This is a genomic window from Specibacter sp. NPDC078709 (assembly GCF_040686795.1).
Taxonomy (GTDB): Bacteria; Actinomycetota; Actinomycetes; order Actinomycetales; family Micrococcaceae; genus Specibacter.
Genome location: NZ_JBFBLU010000010.1, coordinates 23821 through 47181 on the forward strand (window position 1 = coordinate 23821; position 23361 = coordinate 47181).

Consider the following 23361-nt stretch of genomic DNA (forward strand, 5'->3'; position numbering starts at 1 on the left):
TGCAGCGGGTGTAGCGCGTTGGGGTGGGTGTAGCGGGTGTAGCGGCTGCCAGTGTCTGCCTTGCGGATAGTTGACGGTGCGCGTTAGCCCCGGTAGAGGCGGCTGCGGGTAGCGCTCTGGGTCAATACTGAATCGAGCAGCCGGTCAAAGAGTGCCGAAGCGTTCTTGGCGGAGTCTCCAGGCCACTGGTGCACAGGATGAGCTGCACCCTGAATCTGCTGCCAGTTGGCCTGCTCAGGAATGGTGGGGGAGAGCAGTAAATCGCCAAACATGGTCTTCATCTCCGCCAAACGGTACGCATGCTCGTTCGAGCCGGAGCGGACCCGGTTAGCCACAATTCCTGCCGGTACAAGGGCCGGGGCGAACTCGGTGCGGAAAAGCTCTATCGCGCGGACGGTGCGCTGGGTGCCTGCCACGGAGAACAAACCAGGCTCAGCAACAAGCAGAACACGGGAGCTGGCTGTCCAAGCCATGCGCGTCAGACCGTTCAAGGACGGGGGACAGTCAATGAGGACCAGCTGATACGGGGCGCTGCCGTCACGGTCGGCATTCGCCAAGATCGTGGCCAGCCGGCGCAGATCCCGCTTGCCCAAGTCGGGACGGTCGTAAATACCACTGAAGGCAGAGCCCATGGCGACATCAAGCGTGGGGAGGGCCCCGCCGTCGTTCTTATGAGCGGCAAGCCACCCGCTGGGTACCACATTGGCACCCAGATCTGCTTTGCGGGCATTTTTAATCAGCTGGCCAATATCCAGCTGGCCGCGCGGCGCAACACCGAGCCCGGTGGTGGCGTCGGCATGTGGATCAAGGTCGATAACGAGGGTCGGGATGCCAGCAGCCAAGGCTGCCGAAGCCAGCCCGAGCGTGACTGAGGTCTTGCCGACGCCGCCCTTGAGGCTGCTGATACTGACTACTTGCACGGATTAACCATTACCCTTTGCGTTGCTTATTAAATCTTGTGTCGGTTGGTGGCGTTGACACATACAATAGCTGTGGAACGTTCGCGACTTGGAGAATCCATTGACAAACACCCCAGAAAATTTGCCCGCGCGCCCCAACACAAACAGTCTTGTGTCGGCCGACTTTAGCGAGCGCCACATTGGGGTTGCAGCGCAGCCCCACGTTCATCATATGTTGAGCACCCTTGGATTTTCTTCTTTGGAGGAGCTTTCGACGGCCGCGCTGCCAAAATCGATCTACAGCACCGAGCCTCTGAACCTCCAGGCGGCCGTCTCTGAAGAGGCCATGCTGGAGGAACTGAAGGCCTTGGCGGGGAAGAACACCGTCAACAAGTCCTTGATTGGTCAGGGTTATTACGGCACGCACACCCCTGGTGTCATCCAACGCAACGTTTTGGAGAGCCCGGCCTGGTACACGGCGTACACCCCGTACCAGCCCGAAATTTCACAGGGACGACTCGAGGCGTTGCTGAACTTCCAAACTGTTGTGGCAGACCTCACAGGCATGGAGACCGCCAACGCCTCGATGCTCGATGAGGGAACTGCCGCTGCTGAAGCCGTCGCGCTGATGCGTCGTACCAACCGAAGTGCCAGCAACGACGCCGTCCTGCTGGTTGACGCTGATATCTTCCCGCAGACTCTTGCCGTGATCAACACCCGTGCCAAGGCCATGGGCATTGGCGTGCTTTCCCATAACTTCGACGACGAACTCCCTAACGTTGAGTTCTTTGGCGTGCTCCTGCAATACCCCGGCGATTCCGGGCTGATCCGTGACATCGCCCCCGTGATTGCTGCCGCCCATGCGAAGAAGGCCGTGGTGGCTGTGGCCGCCGATCTCTTGGCTCTGACCCTGCTGGAATCGCCCGGTGAATTTGGCGCCGACTTAGCCGTTGGAACCTCGCAGCGCTTTGGCGTCCCCATGGGCTTCGGTGGTCCGCACGCCGGTTACATGGCGGTCCGCAAGGGCCTTGAGCGTTCACTGCCAGGGCGTCTGGTGGGAGTGTCCTTGGACGCTGCCGGCAACCAGGCCTATCGCTTGGCTCTGCAGACCCGCGAGCAGCACATCCGCCGTGAGAAGGCCACCTCCAACATCTGTACCGCGCAGGTACTGCTGGCGGTCATGGCTGGCATGTACGCCGTCTACCACGGCCCCGCAGGACTGAAACGAATTGCCACCCGTGTGCACGCCATGGCACTTACCGTAGCCGAGACCGTCACGGCCGCCGGCCACACAGTGGTCCACAAAAACTACTTTGACACGGTCAAGGTGCAGGTGTCTGCCGGCAGCGGCCACGCCGCGGCCGAACTGGTTGCAGCGGCTCACCGTGCTGGCTACCTGCTGCGTCAGATTGACCACGATCACCTGCAGATCGCCGTGGACGAAACCACCACCGAGGCCGACATCGCGGCGTTGGCCACTTTGTTTGGCACCAAGGCGTTTGGCGCCAAGGCGCAGGGAGTGGCGAAGGACGCGGCCGACGTCGAACTTCCAGTGCCGGCACGGGCCACGGAATTTATGAGCAACGCCGTGTTCCACACGCACAACTCCGAAACGCAGATACTGCGCTACCTCCGCAAGCTTTCCGACGCCGATTACGCGCTGGACCGGGGCATGATCCCGCTGGGTTCGTGCACCATGAAGCTGAACGCCACGGCCGAGATGGCGGCCATTACGTGGCCCGAGTTCGCCAATCTGCACCCGTTCGCACCGGCCGCCGACACCGTGGGCATCGTGGAAATGGCCACGCAGCTCGAAGCCTGGCTGGCCGAAATTACCGGCTACGACGCCGTCTCCGTGCAGCCCAACGCTGGTTCACAGGGCGAGTTCGCCGGTCTCATGGCCATCCGCGCGCACCATGTGGAAAACGGCAACCCGCACCGCGACATCGTCTTGATCCCGACCTCGGCACACGGCACCAACGCCGCCTCTGCCGTCATGGCCGGGCTGAAGGTTGTCCCCGTCGCCACCGATGGCTTCGGCAACGTCGACATCGATGACCTCAAGCGGCAGATCTCCATCCACGAGAACAACCTGGCCGCGATTATGGTCACCTACCCGTCAACGCACGGCGTGTTTGAGACCGAGATCTCCAACATTTGCGCCATGATTCACGACGCCGGTGGGCAGGTTTATGTCGATGGCGCCAACTTGAACGCTCTGGTTGGCTTGGCTCAGCCGGGCAAGTTTGGTGCCGACGTTTCGCACCTGAACTTGCACAAGACGTTCTGCATCCCGCACGGCGGCGGTGGCCCCGGCGTGGGTCCTGTGGCTGTTGGCGCGCACCTGGCCAAGCACCTGCCGGCTCGCGAGCTCGAGGCGGGCACCTCGGTGGGGCTGGTCTCCAGCGCACCGTACGGTTCGGCGTCGATCCTGCCCATCTCCTGGGCCTACATTCGTCTCATGGGTCCGGAGGGGCTCCGGCAGGCCACGCAGACGGCCATTTTGTCCGCGAACTATATTGCCCGCCGCCTCAGCGAGCACTATCCCGTGCTGTACACGGGCGCCCACGATCTGGTGGCGCATGAATGCATCCTGGACCTGCGCGGCATCACGGCGGACTCCGGCGTGAGTGTTGACGATGTGGCCAAGCGGCTGATCGATTACGGCTTCCACGCACCCACCATGTCCTTCCCGGTGCCTGGCACCCTGATGGTGGAGCCCACCGAATCCGAGGATCTGGGCGAGATTGACCGTTTCATCAACGCCATGATCTCCATCCGCAAGGAAATCGCTGCGGTGCAGGACGGACTGTGGCCCGCGGAAGACAACCCGCTGGTTAACGCCCCGCACACGGCGCAGAGCATCGCCCAAGACTGGGATCACCCTTACAGCCGAGAAGAAGCAGTCTTCCCGGCCGGGGTGGACCCGCGTGCCAAGTACTGGCCCGTGGTCCGGCGCGTGGATCAGGCGTATGGCGACCGCCACCTGGTGTGCTCCTGCCCCAGCATTGAGGAACTGGCAGAGGTGTTCTAGCCACCACTTGCCGCCCCGAGAAATCGCTGACGTGATTTCTCGGGCCGGCAAGCGTAGGCCCATTCGGGGCTTGTCACGCCGGAGTCAGGTGCTGGCTTTGTTACGAGGGGTGGCGTGACTTGCGCCACAGGATTTGCTGCTCATGGGCTTCCGGGGTAAAACTTGCACAACTTCGCTGATAGCGGGGCAATAGTTTTATCGGTAGTACTTTTACAAGATTTGAAAAAGAATTTCGGGACGCAGGCGCGGCGCCACCAGCTGGTGCTGGCCATAAATGTCCTCGAATCAGCGTCATCGCTTCAGCAGTGTTGAACAGTGTTGTTCATCGCTGGACTCAACAGTGTTGGAGCGCGTGCCCCAACCCCGTCATTCACACAGGAGTGAGATGTTTTCGAAGATTCTGGTTGCCAATCGCGGCGAAATCGCGATCCGTGCCTTTCGTGCCAGCTACGAGCTCGGTGCAAAGACCGTTGCGGTGTTCCCGCATGAGGACCGCACCTCCATCCACCGCCAAAAGGCCGACGAAGCTTATTTGATTGGTGAGGAAGGGCACCCCGTCCGGGCTTACCTGGACGTGGCCGAAGTGATTCGTGTTGCTAAGGAATCTGGCGCCGATGCCATTTACCCCGGCTACGGATTCCTGTCAGAAAATCCCGAATTGGCCAGCGCCGCACGCGACGCCGGAATCACCTTCGTGGGTCCGCCCGCCGAAGTTCTGGAACTGACCGGCAATAAGGTCCACGCCATTGACGCGGCTCGAAAGGCTGGCATTCCCGTCCTGGAGTCCAGCGAACCCAGTGACGATCTGAACTACCTGCTCGGCGCAGCGGCGAAGATCGGTTTCCCCATCTTTGCCAAGGCTGTGGCCGGCGGCGGTGGCCGTGGCATGCGCCGCGTTGAAAAAGCTGAAGATCTCGAAGAAGCGCTTAAGGCTGCCATGCGTGAGGCAGACGCCGCCTTCGGTGACGCCACCATGTTCCTGGAGCAGGCTGTTTTGCGCCCGCGTCACATCGAGGTTCAGATCCTGGCTGACAACGAGGGCAATGTTATCCACCTATTTGAGCGTGACTGTTCCCTGCAGCGCCGCCACCAGAAGGTAGTGGAGATTGCTCCGGCCCCGAACCTGGATGAGAACATTCGCAAGGCCCTGCATGCCGATGCTGTGAAGTTTGCCAAGGCCATGGGCTATGTCAACGCCGGAACTGTGGAGTTCCTTGTTGACACAGTTGGTGAGCGCGCCGGTCAGCACGTGTTTATTGAAATGAACCCGCGCATCCAGGTTGAGCACACGGTGACCGAAGAAATCACCGACGTTGATCTGGTCCAGGCGCAGATGCGCATTGCGGCAGGTGAAACCCTGGCTGACTTGGGCCTGACTCAGGAAAACGTTCACGTCAAGGGTGCTGCGTTGCAGTGCCGTATCACCACGGAAGACCCTTCCAACGGTTTTCGCCCTGACGTGGGGACGATCACCACCTACCGTTCCGCAGGTGGCGCCGGTGTCAGACTCGACGGCGGCACCATTTACGCCGGCGCCGAGATCAGCCCGCACTTTGACTCCATGCTGGTCAAGCTCACCTGCCGTGGCCGCGATTACCAGACGGCGGTCTCCCGTGCCCGCCGCGCCCTGGCCGAGTTCCGTATCCGCGGCGTCTCTACCAACATCTCCTTCCTGCAGGCCGTTTTGGCTGATCCGGCTTTCAATGCCGGCGATGTGGCCACGTCCTTCATTGACGAGCGCCCCGAACTGCTGAACTCTCATGTCTCCAGCGACCGCGGAACCAAGCTCTTGACCTGGCTGGCTGATGTCACCGTCAACAAGCCAAATGGCGAACTCTCCGTTGTGGAGGACCCGGCACGCAAGCTGCCCGCCGTCGATCTGGCCGATGCACCCGCCGGCTCACGGCAGAAGCTGGCAGAGCTTGGCCCGGAAGGCTTCGCCGCAGCATTGCGTGCACAGACAGCCGTAGCCGTCACTGACACCACCTTCCGAGACGCGCACCAGTCGCTGCTGGCCACTCGCGTGCGCACCAGGGATTTGCTCGCAGCCGGTCCGGCCGTATCCGTGCTGACCCCGCAGCTGCTCTCCGTTGAGGCGTGGGGCGGGGCCACCTATGACGTCTCTCTGCGCTTCCTTGGCGAGGACCCGTGGCAGCGTCTGGCCCAGCTGCGTGAAGCGCTGCCCAACGTCTGCCTGCAGATGCTGCTGCGTGGCCGCAACACGGTGGGTTACACGCCGTACCCGGCCGCAGTCACCGACGCTTTTGTGCAAGAGGCAGCCGCCAGCGGGATCGACATCTTCCGCATCTTTGACGCGCTGAACGATGTGGACCAGATGGAGCCGGCCATCAAGGCAGTGCGTGCCACCGGAACCGCCGTTGCCGAGGTTGCCCTCTGCTACACCGGCGATCTGCTGGACCCGGCCGAGGACATCTACACCCTCGATTACTACCTGGAACTGGCCCAGCGCATCGTTGACGCCGGCGCACACATCCTGGCCATCAAGGACATGGCTGGCGTACTCCGCCCGGCCGCCGCCGCCAAGCTGGTCACCGCACTGCGCGAGCGCTTCGACTTGCCGGTACACCTGCACACCCACGACACCGCCGGTGGTCAGCTCGCCACCTTGATGGCTGCCATCAATGCAGGGGTCGACGCCGTTGACGTCGCCTCTGCCGCCCTGTCCGGCACCACCAGCCAGCCCAGCGCCTCTGCTCTGGTGGCTGCGTTGGCACACACCGAGCGTGACACCGGCATTGATCTGGCTGCCATCAGCTCGCTGGAACCGTACTGGGAGGCCGTGCGCCGCCTCTACGCACCCTTCGAGTCCGGTCTGGCAGCGCCCACAGGGCGCGTGTACACGCACGAGATCCCCGGCGGACAGCTCTCCAACCTGCGCCAGCAGGCCATTGCGCTGGGTCTGGGGGAGCGCTTCGAGGAAATCGAAGACATGTACACCGCAGCGGACAGGATCCTGGGGCACCTGGTCAAGGTCACGCCGTCGTCCAAGGTTGTGGGCGATCTTGCCTTGCACCTGGTGGGCATCAAGGCCGACCCGGCCGACTTCGAGGAAAACCCGCAGAACTATGACATCCCTGATTCAGTAGTGGGCTTCCTCGGCGGCGAGCTGGGCACCCCTCCGGGTGGCTGGCCCGAACCTTTCCGCACCAAGGCGCTGCAGGGTCGCACCGTGGTGGAACGCATGGGCACGCTCACGGACGAGGACAGCGCGCAGCTCGCCGGCGACAGCGAAACACGCCGTGCGGCACTGAACCGGTTGCTCTTTGCCGGTCCCACGAAGGACTTTGAAGGTGTCCGCAAGACGTACGGCGACGTCTCCGTCTTGGACACCCGCGATTACCTGTACGGCCTACGCCGCGGTGTGGAACACGTCATGCCGTTGGGCAAGGGTGTGCGCTTGATCGCCGAGCTTGAGACCATCTCCGAGGCCGATGAGAAGGGCATGCGCACCGTCGTAGCCAAGCTCAACGGTCAGAGCCGCCCGATCACTGTCCGCGACCGAAGCATCGAAAGCACCGTCAAGGCTGCTGAGAAGGCTGATGCGGCTGTGGCCGGTCAGATAGCAGCACCGTTCGCCGGTGCAGTCTCCGTGACTGTTGCCGTGGGTGACGTGGTCGAAGCTGGCGCAACGATTGCCACGATCGAGGCCATGAAGATGGAAGCCTCCATTACGACGCCGGTGGGTGGCACGGTCTCCCGCCTCGCCGTCTCCGGGGTTGCCCAGGTCCAGGGTGGAGACCTGCTGGTAGTTATTTCCTAGCTGAGACGGTCGCGCGGCTGCGCCGGCTCCCTTGCGGGAGCCGGCGCAGCCGTTTCCGTTTGGCTTAGTTTTAAAACCAAAACGCAGCTGATGCGATAAATCTTGAGGATTTATCGCATCAGCTGCAGTCTCAATTTTGTTAGAGGTCTGAGTTTAGCTGCCTGAGCTTAGGCCGGCTTCTTGCTCAAGTAGATCTCCTCCACCACGGACTCGAAGTCCTTCATGACCTGCGCGCGCTTGACCTTGAGGGAGGGGGTCAGGTGTCCGGAGGTTTCGGTGAAGTCGGTATCGACGATCCGGAACTGCTTGATAGCCTCGGCGGTAGAGACCGTGGAGTTTGCCTTGTTAACGGCGCCCTGCACGGCAGCAATCACGGTGGCATGCTTTGCAGCATCGGCAACAGAGATCCCCTCGGGCAGGCCATGGGCCTTTCCCCACTGTGGCAGCGCGTCTTCGTCGATCGTGACGATGGCTGCAATGAAGGGGCGCTGGTCGCCAAGGACCACGCACTGCGAAACAATGGCGTCGGCTCGGATCTGATCCTCCAACAAGGCCGGGACCACATTCTTGCCCCCGGCGGTGACAATGATTTCCTTCTTGCGCCCAGTGATTTTCAGGAAGCCCTGGTCATCTAGCTCACCAATGTCGCCCGTGCGGAACCAGCCATCAACAAAGGTTTCAGCGGTGAGATCGTCACGACCAAAGTAGCCCTTCATGACACAAACACCCTTGGTGAGGATCTCGCCGTCGGCCGCTATCTTGACTGCGTTACCCGGGAGTGGGGCGCCTACCGTGCCGATCTTGATGTGTTCGGGCCGGTTGACGGTAATGGGGGCGGTGGTCTCGGTCAGGCCGTAGCCCTCGAGGATCTGCAGTCCGATGCCCTGGAAGAAGTGGCCCAGGCGTTCGCCCAAGGGGCCGCCGCCGGAGACTGCATGGTGGACCTGGCCGCCCATGGCGTTACGGAGCTTGACGTAGACCAGCTTGTCGAAGACGAAGTGCTTGGCCTTGAGAGCAAAACCAGCGCCGCCGCTCTGCGTGGCACGCGAGTACTCAATGGCGGTCTTGGTGGCAGCGGCAAAGATCTTGCCCTTGCCTTCTCCTTCTGCTTTCAGTGAGGCGGAGTTGTAGACCTTCTCGAAGACTCGCGGCACGGCCAAAATGAACGTGGGCTTGAAGCTTTGGAGGTCTTCGAGCAGGTGTTTGATATCCGGGGTGTGGCCGACTTTCGCGCCAGCGGCAACGGCCAGTACGGAAATGTAGCGTGCAAAGACGTGGGCTAGGGGCAGGAACATGATGGTCTGTGAGCCTGGCGGAACCACGCTTTGGCCCAGCACGGCGAGGGCATTCTCGCTCAGTTCCACGAAGTTGTGGTGGGTGAGCATGCAGCCTTTGGGTCGGCCGGTGGTGCCCGAGGTGTAAATGATGGTGGCTAGATCGTCCAAACCATTGGATGTGCGGGCGGACTCCAGGGTTTCATCGGAGACCTCGCGCCCTGCCTCGCGTAGAACATCCAAGCCGTCGCCTTCGAGCTGCCAGACGTGCTCCAAGGTGGTCAGGTTCTCGTTGTGAGCAGCCTGCCGGATGATGTTTTCATGTGATCCGGTCTCCGCGAAAATTGCTACGGCAGCTGAGTCGCCCAAGTTCCAGGCGACCTGCGAGGGGGAGGAGGTTTCGTAGATCGGCACGGAGACAGCGCCGGCAAACCAGATGGCGAAGTCGACCAGCGACCATTCATAGCGGGTGCGGGCCATGATGCCCACGCGGTCGCCCACTTTGATGCCTGAGGCGATCAGGCCTTTGGCGATTGCGCTGACGTCAGCGAGGAATTCCTTGGCGGAAACATCGATCCATACATTGTCTTCGTTGCGCCTTGAGAAGAGTGCCGGGTTGGCAGCTAACTTTGCTTGGCGGAGCACAAAGTCGGTGGTGTTCATGGTCCTGGGGCTGACGACCTTGGCCGGGACGGAAATCTCTTGCACAATAGCTCCTTTGATATGTGGGACTGCGATCGTGTTGCTTTACTCTATCCGTCAACCGGGAGATCTGCCGGAAGGGCTAAGTTACTTGTTAGTAACATTATGTTGTTCAGCTCACAGTTTCAATTTCAGGCTAGCTCGGCAGGCTCGCTAGAATTTGGGCATGCTGCCACCGATCTCTGCTCCCTCCGCCACCGTCTCACCTGCGCTCTCCCTTGGCATCGACATTGGTGGGACTAAGGTCGCCGCCGGTGTGGTTGATGAGCACGGAGCCATTGTGGATGAACTCCGGCGCGATACCCCCGGCCGTGATCCCCGTGCCGTGGAGGCTGTGATTACCGAGCTGGTACAGGAGCTGGGTACTCGGCACCAGCTGGGTTCCGTGGGCATCGGAGCCGCCGGCTGGATGGACTTGGCCGGCTCACGGGTGGTGTTCAGCCCGCATTTGGCCTGGCGCGACGAACCGTTGCAGGAGAATCTGCAGGGCCTGCTGGGTCGTCCAGTTTTGGTAACGAACGACGCCGATGCCGCCGCATGGGCGGAATGGCGCTTTGGTGCGGGCCGGGACCGGGACAGAATGGTGATGCTGACCCTGGGGACCGGAATTGGTGGCGCCTTGGTCCTTGATGGACGCGTAGAACGTGGCAGTTTTGGCATGGCCGGAGAATTCGGGCACCAAATCATCATGCCTGGTGGACACCGCTGTGAATGTGGAAACCGGGGGTGCTGGGAACAGTACGCCTCCGGCAACGCGCTAGGCCGTGAGGGCCGGGAACTGGCTCGCAAGCATTCGCCTATGGCAGCGGGTCTCTTGGCCGCTGCGGGCGGACGGCCCAAAGGGATCACCGGGCAGGTCGTGACGGCACTAGCTCTGCAAGGCGAGCACACCGCGCAGGAACTGGTGGCCGAAGTGGGGGAGTGGCTGGGACTGGGCATAGCCAATCTTGCGGCCGCCCTAGATCCTGCCCTCTTCATCATTGGTGGCGGGCTCAGTGCCGCTGGCGATCTTTTGCTCGAACCCGCGCGTCGGGCCTACCTGAGAAACCTCACCGGCCGCGGCTACCGTCAGGAAGCGATCATTGCCGAGGCTCAGCTGGGGCCCATGGCAGGATTGATCGGCGCTGCTGATCTGGCCAGAGAACAGAGCCAGAAAAAGAGCTAGGAGCAGGACAGCTAGACGACTGCGCCGTCACCGCTGTCGTGGTCACGGTGGTTGGGCAGGCGGAAAATTAAGTATCCGGTTCCGGCAATGAAAGCCATGATGACGGCCACCACCAAGAGCGTGGGGACCTGCCGCCAGAAGATGGCTGAAAAGACGAGGAACAAGGGACCGCCCGCTGCGCCCACCCATGACATCAAGATGGCCGGATCTGAGTTGCGCAGACTCGGTAGTTCTTCGGGGACAAAGCCGTCTTCATCATCGTCGCCGACCTCATAATCGCGCGGTCCAAAGTCGGCTCCGCCGTCACCGATGCTGCTCGGGGTTGCAGTGAATCGGCTCCCGGCAGCAGGCTCCCGGGGTGGGGATGATTCTTGTGCGTGCCAGACGCCGAGCGGGTCAAAGTCCACCACGGTCTTTGGCTCATTGGAGTTTGGTCCGGTTGATTGTGGCTCCGTACCATGGGTTTTCGTAGCGTTAGGAACCGGCGCACCCAGTTCCGAGTCGCCGGAACCGGAGTCGCCGCCGTCGTGCGCATCTGGACCCTTCGTGGCCGCATGGCCAGCCTCGGCAGAGCCCGCGCCTGAGAGGCCGCTCTCTAGAAAAGCGTCATCGGCTTCTTCAAGCCGCGCCACCAAGTCCAGCCAGACATCATCGTCATCTCCGGTGTGCGGCGTGCCCGCTCCGGGGTCAGATTGCATCGTGGTGCCTCCGAAAGAAGTCTGCAGACTGGGAAAAAATGGTGGGTGCGTCGTTGTCCATGGTGGCTACATGGTAGCTGTTTTCCAAGGGCACCACCTGAACGTCCGTGCTGCCCAGACCAGCCTTGATGACATCAATGCTGGACTCGGGCACCACATGGTCCTCGGTGGAACGGAAGATGAGGGTGGGGGCGCTGACTTGGGGGAGCAGGGTGGTGGTGTCGGCAAAGAGCCGGGCGAGCTGGTGAACGGCTGCCACGGGAGTACGGGTGTAAGCACCTTCGGAGATGCCGGGCGCCTTGATGTCATCGCCGATCGCAGGGACACTCTTGAGCACATATTTCAACAGTCCCGAATATTTCGCTCGTTTGTCACTAAACGTCAAACCGGGATTGACCAAGGCCACCCCTGCCACCGGGTGTAGCGCAGCAACCCGCAACGCCAGCGCGCCACCCATGGACATGCCGGCAACAAAAACGGTGTCGCAGCGGGCGCTCAGTTCCAAGTAAGCGGCCTCAAAATCCCGGTACCAGTTCTGCCATGGCGTCTTGGAAAGCTGCTGCCATGAGCTTCCATGTCCCGCCAGAAGTGGCATGTTGACGGCGAATCCGGCTTCTGCGAGGTACTCGCTCCAACCTCGCATGCTCACGGGCGATCCGGTGAAACCGTGGCACACTGCTACGCCCACCCGGCCCAGTTCCCCGTGCCCCTCGGAACGGAACGACTGGGACAGCGCCATTGACTGTGCCTGGGGATTGGGTTGGGGCTGCGTCATTGAGAGGGGTCCTTTTCTGTCCTGCGGCGCAGTTTCTGCCGCGTTTCGATGATGCTGTCACTAGACTACTGTTGATACGTCGACAGCGGGGGTACCGCTGATCTCGGTTACCAGAGGACCGGGCGCGCAAGAGGAGGAATGCCACCGTGATTTATTGGGTACTGAAGAAGATATTTTTAGGCCCGGTATTGAAGGTGCTGTTCCGTCCCTGGACCAAGGGCTTGGACAATCTGCCTCTTGACGGTCCGGCCGTGTTGGCCAGCAACCACCTTTCCTTTTCAGATTCAATCTTCATGCCGCTCATGGTTCCCCGGCCCGTGGTGTTCTTGGCCAAGAGCGATTACTTCACGGGACGTGGCATCAAGGGCCGCCTCACGGCCGCCTTCTTTAAGCTCACCAATCAGTTGCCCATGGACCGTTCTGGCGGCGCCGCGTCGGCCAACTCCTTGCAAACCGGTGTGGAAGTACTCAATGGTGGTGGGCTGCTGGGGATCTATCCCGAAGGTACCCGCAGCCCCGATGGTCGCCTGTACCGCGGCAAGGTGGGCGTAGCCAAACTGGTGTTGACGGCCAACGTCCCCGTGATCCCCGTAGCCATGATTGGCACCGACAAGGTCCAGCCCATTGGTCGACGCATTCCCAGCATCCGTCGGCTCGGGGTCATCTTCGGTGAACCCATGGACTTCAGTCGCTACCAGGGCATGGCCGATGACCGCTTTGTGCAGCGCTCCGTCACGGACGAGATCATGTACGAGCTCATGCGGCTCTCCGGTCAGGAATACGTGGACTCCTATGCTTCAACCATCAAGGACAAATTGGCGGCCGACAAATCTGCCAAGCCGGCCGCTGCTAAGGACGCCAAGGTCGCTGCTGTCAGGATCGAGCCTCAAGACACCATTGCTCCGGGCACTGTGACGGTGATCGGGACAAAAAAAGCTACTGCCGAAGCTGCTGTTGAAACCCCTGCTGAAGCCGCCACCGTTGAACCGGGTCAGGGCACCATGCCGGACGCTGGCACGGACGCCACTCCAGACGCTGGCACCTCCACCCCCTAATTCTGTTCACCCGTCAACCGGCCCCGGCATCTCATGGAACGGACTGGTTAGCAGGTGCTGCTTTTGGGGGCTAGGCTTTAGAGGTGACTGATCTAACTTTGAACACATCTAACGCACCCGCTGCCGGACTTCCCGTACCCGGTGCCGCCGTATACCCCGGCCTCGATGACTGGCGCTCCCTGCCGATCGCGCAGCAGCCCACATGGTCCGAGTCCCCGTCCTTTGCCCCCACGGTCAAGGAACTTTCAGTCCTTCCTCCGCTGGTTTTTGCTGGTGAAGTGGATGTGCTGCGCTCACGCCTGGCTCAGGCTTCGCAGGGCCAGGCCTTCTTGCTGCAGGGCGGAGATTGCGCCGAGACCTTCGAAGCCGCCACGGCCGACAAGATCAGCTCGCGCGTCAAGACCATTCTTCAGATGGCAGTGGTGCTGACCTATGGCGCCCAGCTGCCCGTCATCAAGATGGGGCGCATGGCTGGCCAGTTCGCCAAGCCACGCTCCTCCAATGATGAAACGCGCGACGGCGTGACCCTCCCGGCATACCGTGGAGACATCGTCAACGGATTCGAGTTCACTCCGGAGTCCCGCCAGCACGATCCCGCCCGCATGCTCAAGGCTTACCACACCTCAGCATCGACGTTGAACTTGATTCGCGCCTTCACGCAGGGCGGCTTTGCTGATCTGCGCAGCGTCCACGAGTGGAACCGCGGCTTCACCTCCAACCCGGCGCACAGCCGCTACGAGGCACTGGCCAAGGAAATCGACAGCGCCATCAAGTTCATGGCCTCCTGCGGTGCCGACTTCGAGGCCTTGAAGACCGTGGAGTTCTTCGCAAGCCACGAAGCCCTGCTGCTGGATTACGAGCGCGCATTGACCCGCATCGATTCACGCACCGGCTTGCCGTACGACACCTCCGCCCACTTCTTGTGGATCGGTGAGCGCACACGCGATCTGGACCAGGCACACGTCGACTTCCTCTCCCGCGTCCGCAACCCGATCGGCGTCAAGCTCGGCCCGACCACCACCGGCGACGACGCTCTGCGCCTCATTGAGAAGCTCGACCCCAACCGCGAGCCCGGTCGCCTGACGTTCATCACCCGCATGGGTGCAAAGAACATCCGTGAAAAGCTGCCGAGCCTCGTCGAGAAGGTCACCGCGTCCGGCGCTCAGGTCCTATGGGTCACCGACCCCATGCACGGCAACACTGTCACCTCACCCAACGGCTACAAGACCCGCAACTTCGACGACGTCATTGACGAGGTTCGCGGCTTCTTCGAGGTCCACCAAGCCCAGGGCACCATCCCCGGTGGTCTGCACGTGGAGATGACAGGTGACGACGTGGCCGAGTGCCTCGGTGGCGCCGATCCCATCGACCAGGAAGCATTCCTGACCGGCTACGAGTCAGTCTGTGATCCCCGCCTGAATCACAAGCAGTCACTGGAAATGGCCTTCCTCGTCTCCGAGGGACTGCGCCAGTCCAAGTAGTAGCTGCCACATACGACGGCGGCCTGCACCTTCAGTACGAAGGGGCGGGCCGCCGTTGTCGTTAAGAGTCCGCCTTCCGCGAATCTCCTCACCTCGCCTTTCGCGGGCGGTGGGACGCGAAGATGTGGGCTTAGATGACTCGCAGCGTCACGGTGCTGCCCTCCGGCGCTTCGCCACCCTGTGGGTCTTGGAAGCGTACGGTGCCGAAGAACCCGCCCAGCAGATTCTCCACCTTGACCGTGAAACCGAGCGCCTCGAGCTCACTGGTTGCGACACCGACCTGTTTGCCCACCAAATCTGGCACACTGACCATCTTCGGACCCTTGGAAAGGGTAAGCGTGACCTTGCCGCCAGCGGTGAGCGTGCCTGAGTCCGGCGAGGCCGTGACCACCGATCCGGCCGGGATGGTGCGGCTGTTGACCTGTTCCGGGGCGATCACCGCAACAAGCCCCACCGCAGTGAGTGCTGCCTCGGCGTCGGCCTGGGTTTTGCCCGTCACGGCCGGGACGGGGATCGGTTTCGGACCCTTGGACACCACCAGATTCACTTTGGTGTTGGCACGGAACTCTTTCCCAGCCGCGGGATCCTGTTGCAGGACCACCCCGGCAGCCACCTTTTCATCGAACGCCTCTGTGACTGTTCCTACGGCGAGATGCGCGTCCGTTAGTGTCTTCGTGGCGCTGTCCTGTGCCACTCCGGTGATCTTAGGGACCGGATAGAGTACCGGACCCGCGGAGACGTGAACAGTGACAGTGTTGAACTTGCGGAGTGAGCTGCCAGCTGTGGGGTCAGTAGCCACAACAAATCCGGCAGCAACTTTCTCGTCATGGACGGCACTGGTGGAGGTCAAGTCAAAGCCTTCTGCGTGCAACAGGTTCAAGGCCTGCTCAACACTTTTATTGCCCACTTCAGGAACAGTTGCCAACGCACCTGGCCCCAAGGCCAAGAACCAGCCAGCGCCGGCGGCTATAACACCCAGCAGCAGCACCAGAAGTACCCAAAGCACGGCCCGGCGGCGGGGATGCCGTGAACCGAGAGTCTTCTGGGGGGTGGCGGCGGCCTTCGCCTTAGCCTTGGCCTGAGTCTTCGCTGCCGCGGCAGCCTGCCGTTTGGAAAGGTTGGGCTGCCCGGACTCGGTAGTTGCGGAGCTTTCCTCAACTGTGGAGGTGAGAGCATGGCCGCCGAGGGCAGCGGTGGGTGCCTGTCCGGCGTCGTACGTGGTGGCAGCGGCAGCCACAGCATACTGTTCAAGATGCGGGTCTTCGGTATAGAGCTGGGGAGAGCGGGGTAGCACAGAGGTGGGGAAACGCGGGGTGGCCAGCACGGTGGTGTCGGCCTGCCCCAGGGCTTCGGTCAGGTGAGCATCGGCAGGCTGGGGCTGCTCTTGGCGTGTCGAGTCTTGCCGTGTCGCAGCGGCCCCGAAATCGAGCTCGGCAGGAGTTAGGTCTTGGCGAATGTGGCGCAGATCCTCCAGCAACACAGCGCCATTGGCTGGCCGGTGGTCCGGGTCCTTTTCGGTCATGTAACGCACTAGCTCATCCATGACGGGGGGCAGCCCGGGAATCTCGGCGGACGGGGCCGGCATGGGCTCCTGGAGGTGCGACATGACCACAGCTACCGGCATGTCGGCACGGAAGGGCTGGTGGCCGGTCAGTAGCTCGTACAGCATCACGCCGGCGGAGTAGATGTCACTGCGGGCATCACCGCCCTCGCCGCGAGCCAGCTCAGGGGCAATATAGCCCACCGTACCGAAGAGAGTGCCGGTGTTGGTGGAGTTGGTGACCGCTCGCGACAGCCCAAAATCGCCAATCTTGACCCAGCCTTGATGGGAGATGAGGACATTCTCGGGTTTGACGTCGCGGTGGATTAGACCGGCGCTGTGCGCGGCGGCGAGACCTTCCACAATCGGATCCAGCAAGTCCAGTGCTTGTCGGGGGCTCAACGCACCTTGCTTGTTGATGACATCCCGAAGCGTGTAGCCGTCAATAAACTCAAATACCAGGTAGGCGTGTTCGGGGCCCACGCCGTGATCATGAATCTGCACCACGTGCGGGTGCGAGAGGCTGGCGGCGCTTTGGGCTTCCCGGCTCAACCTAGCAATGAACGCCTGATCGGCGCCTAGATGCGGGTGCAGGATCTTCAGCGCAATATTACGGTGCAGCCGCAAGTCCTTGGCCAAGTACACAGTGGACATGCCACCGTGCGCCACCTGGGACAAGACCAGGTAGCGTCCATCAATCGTTTGCCCGACGCGGGGGTCGGTAGATCCATCGTGCACACTTGTAGTTTAGAAGCACAAAACGAAAGGGGCCGCCAGCAACACTGTGCTGGGGCCCCTTTTCGTTGAGAGCGTACTCTGTGGCTATGCCACCGTAGCTATGGTGCTAGCGAACTTTGGTGCTAGCGGAATGTTGCCCGCTTCGCCTTGATGCCGGCAACGTAGTTCACCGTGTCAGCGAACATCCCATTCACGCTGACCGAGTACTGCCCCTGGTAGTAGCCGGCAATGGCCAGATCCTCGTTGGCGGCGCCGCGCAGCAGGGCCCGAATGATGGCCACACCAGCTGTCACATTGTCGTAGGGGTCCAGCAGGTTCAGCTTGCGTCCTACCAGCCCGGATGCCCAATCGCCGGCGTCGGGAATTACCTGCATGGTGCCGATGGCATTTGCGGGGGAGACCGACTGGTGGTTGAAGCTGGATTCCTGCTGGGCGAAGGCCAAGGCCAACGCCGGGTCAACACCCATCTGGGATGCCGTGCTGGAGACGATCTGCTTCATCTGTTCCCGAGTGGGTGAGGGGGCTGCGAGCAGGGCGGCCTTGTTCTTGTTGGCGTCGGCAACCACTGCGGCAGGGTAGGTGTAGTGCAGGAAGGTGCTGGGCACTTCCTGGTCCGGGGTCAGGCCGGGGGCCGGGGTGATGGGCGTGATGGAACTTGAACTGGCTTTCAAGCCGGGGATTGAAAGGACCTTGCCGGGGTAGATGACGGCACTGGCGCTGATGCCATTGGCAGCAACCAGAGCAGAGACGCTGACCCCGTGCTTGGCGGCGATTGCGCTGAGCGTGTCACCGGACTTGATGGTGTACTTCCCGGACGTGGCTGCCTGTGCGGCCGGCGCGGTAGCCGTGCTCGACGGGGCGGCGGCCGCGGCTGTTCCGCCCACCTTGATCTTCTGGCCGGGGTAGATGATGGAGCTGCCGTTGAGTCCGTTGAGGGAGAAGATCGAGCTGAGGCTGATGTTGTGTTTGCTCGCGATTGCGCTGAGCGTGTCACCGGACTTGACGGTGTAGCTGCTGGAGCTGGTCGAGCTAGCCGGTGTACTTGCGGCCGGTGTGGTAGCCGTGCTCGACGGCGCGGCAGCCGCGGCTGTTCCGCCCACCTTGATTTTCTGGCCGGGGTAGATGATGGAGCTGCCGTTGAGTCCGTTGAGGGAGAAGATCGAGCTGAGGCTGATGTTGTGTTTGCTCGCGATTGCGCTGAGCGTGTCACCGGACTTGACGGTGTAGCTGCTGGAACTAGTACCCGTAGCCGTTTTGGTGGTTGTGCTCGCGTTCGCCGCAGCGTCGTTGGCGCCGGAGACCACCAAGACCTGTCCGGGGTGAATGATGGAGGATGCCGAAAGCTTGTTCAAGGTCAGCACCGAGGCCGTGCTGACGCCGTGATTGGCTGCGATCGCAGAAACGGTGTCCCCGGAACGTACGGTGTAGCGAACCGTTGGCTGGTTCTGAGTCGCCCGCGCCTGTGCGCTGTGGGCCCCCGCGTTCTGGAACTTGGCGGTCACCGCCGTTGGTACAGAGCTGGCCACTACGGTGGCAGAGATGCTCTGAGCCTTGCTCTGAGCTTGGGCAGAGCGAGCCTGAATTGCTGCCAGAACATCTGCCGAGTTTAGTGCTCCGTGATTCCCGTGTGGCTGCGCCCCGGTTTGGACGGGGGCAGCGGTCGCAGGAACCGCCATAGCCAGGGACGAGAGCATTACAACGGGGATGGCTGCTGTGGCAACTGCTGCAAGCTGTTTGCCGGAAGTGGCAGACGGGCGTGGGGGAGTCATGGGTGCGGACCTCGGGTTTCCGTTGCTGACGGTACTAGTGGTGTTGATGTTACTAGTGTGACTAATGAGAATTTACACCAAAGGGCGGTACAAAGGGAGCTCGAATGTGGATTCAAGCACAATATTCATACGCAAGATGCCAAAATGTGGGAACCTTTGTGAGTGAGTAATCTTGAATCTGTAGTCAGTGAATGGCTGCCCCTGCCCGATGTTGCCGAAAAACTAAATGTTTCGGTAACCAAAGTCCACGCCCTCGTCAAGGACGGATCCTTGCTGGCCGCACGTGTGGGAGAGCGCAATATCCGCGCGGTTCCCGCAGCGTTCATCGTTGAGGATCACATCTTGGAAAGCTTGCGAGGCACTATCTCTGTGCTTCAAGATGCAGGTTTTGAAGATGAGGAAGCCATCACTTGGCTGTTCACGGCAGACGAATCCCTGCCCGGGCGTCCGATTGACGCCTTGCACGCAGGCCGGAAAACAGAAATCCGCCGGCGCGCCGCCGCACTCGGCTGGTAATACTCACTCACGCTGCTGCCTTGCTTCGGCAAGAAGCAGCGTGAGTGCAGCTGGCACTGTATTACATCCGCGGGAGCGGCACTGTATTACATCCGCTGGAGCGGCGACATCAGCCCGGCTCAGGACGTTCTGGAAACGGCGCTCTGGCCTAGGGTTAGCAATGCTTCGCGTACCGCAGCTTCGACGGGAAGTTCCGCCAGAGCAGTGAACGCCTCTTGGCTCAGCCCGGAAATCATGGCCTCGGTGTTTTCCAATGCCCCGGATTCAACCATGATGGCGCACATCCGGGCCACCTCTGCTTCGCTCAAATCCTGGCGGCCCAAATTCTGGTCTACAAAGTCACGATCCTGCGCTGAGGTAGCGTCAATGGTTAGGCCAACCAAAACTGTGCGCTTGCCTTCGCGTAGATCGTCGCCGGCAGGCTTGCCCGTCTTGGCCGGATCCCCAAACACGCCCAGGACGTCGTCGCGTAGCTGGAAAGCCTCTCCTAAAGGCAACGCGAAAGCACTGTAACCCTTCAACATGGCCTCGTCGGCCCCGGCCAGGGCACCGCCCATCACCAGGGGGTGTTCTGAGGAATACTTGGCGCTCTTAAAGCGAATGATGGCTGAAGCCCTGGCCACGGCCGTTTCATGAGGTTCTGACGGGCCGGCAACTTCTTCGAGAATGTCAAGGTACTGCCCGGCCATCACCTCGGTGCGCATGAGGTTGAAAACCTCACGCGCCCGGCTGGTGGCTCCGGCGCCGATGCGCGAAAACATTTCTTCACTGAGCGACAAGCACAGATCGCCCGTGAGAATGGCAGCGGCATGACCAAACCGCTCCTCGTCCAAGGACCAGGCGCTATCGGTGTGCAAGGTGCTGAATTGTTTGTGCACGCTGGGACCGCCGCGGCGAGTATCTGAACGATCAATGATGTCGTCATGGATCAAGGCAGCGGCCTGGAATAATTCCAGGGCCGCGCCCGCCTGAACGATGGCCTCGGCATCAGGAGCCCCTCCGGCTCCGCGCCAACCCCAGTAACACAGCAGCGCACGCATGCGCTTGCCACCGGTGACCAAGGTCTTGATGGAGTCAACAAGGACCAACGTCGCCGGGGAAATTTGTGCCAAAAGCTGGTGCTTCTCCGCCAGAAAACTATTGAGCTGCGCTGCCACCGCCCCAATGTAGGCGTCATGCTCGCCTGCGGGAGAGATCAGGGGCAGGCCAGGCTTTTGGTTCATGCTTTCAAGATTCCTTGCTGTGGTGGTTGCCAGCCATGGGCGGCGATGGGTTGCTGGGAGGGCCTGATTGAGGGGCCGAGAGCTTACTTCAATGACCCCGGCAGCAGCGTGGCTCCAGCGGTGAAGGTGGATGTACCGGAGGTGACCACCACCGAAACGGTGACGATTTCCTGGCCATCGGCCCTAACGTAGGTTTTCAGAGGGACACCGTCCACGGCATCGCCAGGCTGGGCCTTGAATCCCTGAGCTGTTAGCGAGGTGGTGTAGAACTCCAGGATCTGTGCCGGTGTTTCCGTAGTGGTTGCTGTCACTTGGGCTACGGAAACAGTTGCTCCCTTTTCAAGGCTCGAGGCCTGAATGGCAGCCCCCTTGGGCAAAGGAAGTACCTGGGTGGGGAAGCCGGCCACCAACTCCTTGACAGCTGTTTCCGCCGAGGGGGCGGGCGTGCCAGAGGCAGAGGCAGCCGCAGAAGCCGATGAGTCCGTCGCTGAAGGAGCGGGCGCTGAAGTGGAGGCTGTGGTGGGCGGAACATCCTGGCCAGCCGGGCTTGAGCACGCACCCAAGAACAAGGCGGCAGAGACTGTTGCGGCTGCTACAAGCTGCCTGCGGCGGGAGGGCAGTGCCCGAAGCGGGGTGGGATTCATGACTGTTTTCCTTAGCTGCCGGTGCCGGTGCGGTGACATCTTGACCAGTTTACCCATGTTGAGCGAAGGCGTACCGGCCCGTGTTGCGCAGCTCACTCGCAGATGGTCGCAGCCTAAACCCGGATCACTAGACTAGAAGGGTGAATCAACCCGAGCAGCCAGCGGATCCGCCCGTCCCCGTCCAGGACGGCTGCACCATCATGCATGTAGACATGGATGCCTTCTTTGTTTTAGTGGAACTGCGTACACGGCCCGAGCTCAAGGGCAAGATGGTCATAGTGGGCCACCCTGAGGGGCGATCGGTGGTGTTGTCAGCTTCCTACGAAGCACGCGCCCGCGGCGTCCGCTCGGCCATGCCCATGGTGACGGCCCAACGGATGTGCCCGAACGCCGTCGTCATTGCTCCTCAACATCAGCTCTACCAGCAAGTCTCTGGTCAAATCATGGAGATCTTCCACTCCATTACGGCCACGGTGGAACAGCTCAGCGTCGATGAGGCGTTCCTGGACATCAGCGGTTCGCTACGTCGATTGGGGACCCCGTTGGAGATCGGTGCCCTGATTCGGGCCCGCATTGCCGCCGAACTGGGCATCACCGCCTCCGTAGGCATCGCGGCCAGCAAATTTGTTGCCAAAGTGGCCTCTACTCGCTGCAAGCCTAACGGGATGCTGCTGATCGAAAAGAACCGCACGGTGGAGTATTTACATACTCTGCCCGTGGAGGCGCTCTGGGGTGTCGGGGCCAAGACCCGCGAGACATTGGCCCGGCTGGGCATCTTCACCGTGGCCGATCTTGCCGCTACGCCGGTCTCCGCGCTGCAACGGGCGTTGGGCAGTAGCGGCGCCAATCTGCATGCTCTCGCTTGGGGGATTGACCCCAGGCCCGTCACCCCCGAGCATCAGGAGAAGAGCATTGGGGCCGAAGAGACTTTTGCTCATGACACGCACGACGACGTCATTCTCACCCGTGAGTTGTTGCGGCTCTCGCACCGGGTCGCTGCAAGGCTGCGGCAATCGGAGCTGAGTGGGCGGACCGTGGCGCTGAAACTAAAATATGCAGACTTCTCCGCTGTCAGCCGCTCCCGGACTCTGGGGACGGCCACTGATAGCTCAGCCGCCATTTACGCTGCCGCCGTGGCACTGTTGCAGGGGCTGGGTCCCAGGGGGCAGGCCGTGCGACTGATCGGGGTGCGCATGGAAAAGTTAGAAGCGCTCGATGAGGTTCCGCTGCAATTGGAACTCGATCCTCGGGACGGGAATTCGCGCAACGCCGAAGTGGTGGGCGATGCCATTGCGGCACGTTTTGGAAACGCCAAAATTGGCCCCGCTAGGCTCCTCAAGCCCCGAGATTCCGCGTAGTATGCGGTGGCTGCGCGGGGCCGGCCAACTACTGAGTCACAGCAATGTCACACTGGGTTTCAGTTCGGCAAGAACACGCCTATTGTTAGTAGTAGTAGGAGTTGACTCTTTGATGACTTCAACATTGTTGGCACTCCAGCCGTGCCAGGGACGCAGCGATTACCGACGCGACACTGAACCAGCGGGAACCAATAACGCTGTTAAGACGTTAACGAGACAAACGCCACGGCCCTGACCTGAAGGAGGTCGTCATGCCCCTCTCCGAGCACGAGCAGAGACTGCTGGATCAATTAGAGCAGCAGCTGCATGCTGAAGATCCCAAATTTGCACATGCCTTGTCGAGCTCACCCACGCGCTCAATGTCAACGCGAAACATTGTCATCGGAGTTCTGGTGATGATTGCCGGACTGCTAGTGCTGCTGGCTGGCGTCGCAACGCATCTGATCGTGGTGGGTATTCTCGGGTTTCTCCTCATGGGAGCAGGTGTTTACGTCTCCCTGACCAAATCAAAGTTTGGTGCTGCCAGCGAATCCCCGGGCAAGCCTGGGGCTCAGTCAGCCGCCAAGCAAAAGAGCGGCTTCATGAACAATCTGGAAGAGAAGTGGGACGAACGACGCCGCGAGCAGTGATGCCGCGCCGCGTCAGAATCGGATAACCGCCAAGTCGTCAGCTACGAAGCAAAGACGGCTACGAAGCAAAGACGGCGTTC

At 61.4% G+C, this 23361-nt stretch carries 16 protein-coding genes; 8 read left to right on the forward strand and 8 right to left on the reverse strand.

The genetic code is table 11. The features are described 5' to 3' along the window. Positions 1-83 precede the first annotated feature (83 nt). Positions 84-920 carry a ParA family protein gene (locus AB0P14_RS15885; RefSeq protein ID WP_363844384.1) on the reverse strand — a complete coding sequence of 279 codons (837 nt, stop codon included), beginning with the start codon at positions 918-920 and terminating at the stop codon, positions 84-86. A gap of 151 nt (positions 921-1071) precedes the next feature. On the opposite strand from AB0P14_RS15885, the gene gcvP reads away from it, so the two are divergent. Beyond that, the gene (gcvP, locus tag AB0P14_RS15890; protein WP_363844387.1) at positions 1072-3933 is read left to right on the forward strand and encodes an aminomethyl-transferring glycine dehydrogenase; all 2862 of its coding nucleotides are present in this window, start codon (positions 1072-1074) and stop codon (positions 3931-3933) included. Between the two features lie 385 nt (positions 3934-4318). Continuing rightward, positions 4319-7714 (forward strand): pyruvate carboxylase, encoded by a 3396-nt coding sequence (locus tag AB0P14_RS15895; RefSeq protein ID WP_363844390.1) that lies wholly within the window; start codon positions 4319-4321, stop codon positions 7712-7714. 167 nt (positions 7715-7881) lie between these two features. Here the strand turns inward: AB0P14_RS15895 and AB0P14_RS15900 are convergent, their stop codons facing one another. Then, entirely contained in the window at positions 7882-9696 is a 1815-nt protein-coding gene (locus tag AB0P14_RS15900; RefSeq protein ID WP_363844393.1) for a long-chain fatty acid--CoA ligase, read from the reverse strand. Between the two features lie 160 nt (positions 9697-9856). On the opposite strand from AB0P14_RS15900, the gene AB0P14_RS15905 reads away from it, so the two are divergent. After that, positions 9857-10855, forward strand: a complete 999-nt coding sequence (locus tag AB0P14_RS15905; RefSeq protein WP_363844396.1) for an ROK family glucokinase — start codon at positions 9857-9859, stop codon at positions 10853-10855. 11 nt (positions 10856-10866) lie between these two features. Here AB0P14_RS15905 and AB0P14_RS15910 read toward each other — a convergent pair whose 3' ends face one another. Together AB0P14_RS15910 and AB0P14_RS15915 are read right to left on the reverse strand one after the other, a co-directional pair. Next, a complete protein-coding gene (locus AB0P14_RS15910; protein ID WP_363844399.1) occupies positions 10867-11553 on the reverse strand; it encodes a hypothetical protein in 687 nt (228 codons plus the stop codon). Then, positions 11543-12328, reverse strand: a complete 786-nt coding sequence (locus tag AB0P14_RS15915; RefSeq protein ID WP_363844402.1) for an alpha/beta fold hydrolase — start codon at positions 12326-12328, stop codon at positions 11543-11545. Before AB0P14_RS15915 ends, AB0P14_RS15910 begins: the two co-directional genes overlap by 11 nt. Positions 12329-12474: 146 nt before the next feature. Between AB0P14_RS15915 and AB0P14_RS15920 the strand changes: the two genes are divergently transcribed. Then, entirely contained in the window at positions 12475-13383 is a 909-nt protein-coding gene (locus tag AB0P14_RS15920) for a lysophospholipid acyltransferase family protein (RefSeq protein WP_363844405.1), read from the forward strand. Between the two features lie 83 nt (positions 13384-13466). After that, complete coding sequence (locus tag AB0P14_RS15925; protein ID WP_363844408.1) at positions 13467-14864, forward strand: class II 3-deoxy-7-phosphoheptulonate synthase; 1398 nt, start codon at positions 13467-13469, stop codon at positions 14862-14864. A 130-nt stretch (positions 14865-14994) separates the two neighbouring features. On the opposite strand, the gene AB0P14_RS15930 is transcribed toward AB0P14_RS15925, so the two are convergent. Then, entirely contained in the window at positions 14995-17142 is a 2148-nt protein-coding gene (locus AB0P14_RS15930) for a PASTA domain-containing protein (protein ID WP_363844411.1), read from the reverse strand. A 122-nt stretch (positions 17143-17264) separates the two neighbouring features. Then, complete coding sequence (locus AB0P14_RS15935; RefSeq protein ID WP_363844414.1) at positions 17265-18911, reverse strand: LysM peptidoglycan-binding domain-containing protein; 1647 nt, start codon at positions 18909-18911, stop codon at positions 17265-17267. A 162-nt stretch (positions 18912-19073) separates the two neighbouring features. On the opposite strand from AB0P14_RS15935, the gene AB0P14_RS15940 reads away from it, so the two are divergent. Next, complete coding sequence (locus AB0P14_RS15940) at positions 19074-19427, forward strand: Rv2175c family DNA-binding protein (protein WP_363844416.1); 354 nt, start codon at positions 19074-19076, stop codon at positions 19425-19427. 119 nt (positions 19428-19546) lie between these two features. Here AB0P14_RS15940 and AB0P14_RS15945 read toward each other — a convergent pair whose 3' ends face one another. Continuing rightward, positions 19547-20650 (reverse strand): polyprenyl synthetase family protein, encoded by a 1104-nt coding sequence (locus AB0P14_RS15945; protein WP_363844419.1) that lies wholly within the window; start codon positions 20648-20650, stop codon positions 19547-19549. Between the two features lie 83 nt (positions 20651-20733). Continuing rightward, positions 20734-21294, reverse strand: a complete 561-nt coding sequence (locus AB0P14_RS15950) for a hypothetical protein (protein ID WP_363844422.1) — start codon at positions 21292-21294, stop codon at positions 20734-20736. A 200-nt stretch (positions 21295-21494) separates the two neighbouring features. On the opposite strand from AB0P14_RS15950, the gene dinB reads away from it, so the two are divergent. Beyond that, positions 21495-22652 carry a DNA polymerase IV gene (gene dinB / locus AB0P14_RS15955; protein ID WP_363844535.1) on the forward strand — a complete coding sequence of 386 codons (1158 nt, stop codon included), beginning with the start codon at positions 21495-21497 and terminating at the stop codon, positions 22650-22652. 251 nt (positions 22653-22903) lie between these two features. Beyond that, positions 22904-23281: a DUF3040 domain-containing protein gene (locus tag AB0P14_RS15960; protein ID WP_363844425.1), complete on the forward strand. Its 378-nt coding sequence runs from the start codon at positions 22904-22906 to the stop codon at positions 23279-23281. Positions 23282-23361: the final 80 nt, after the last annotated feature.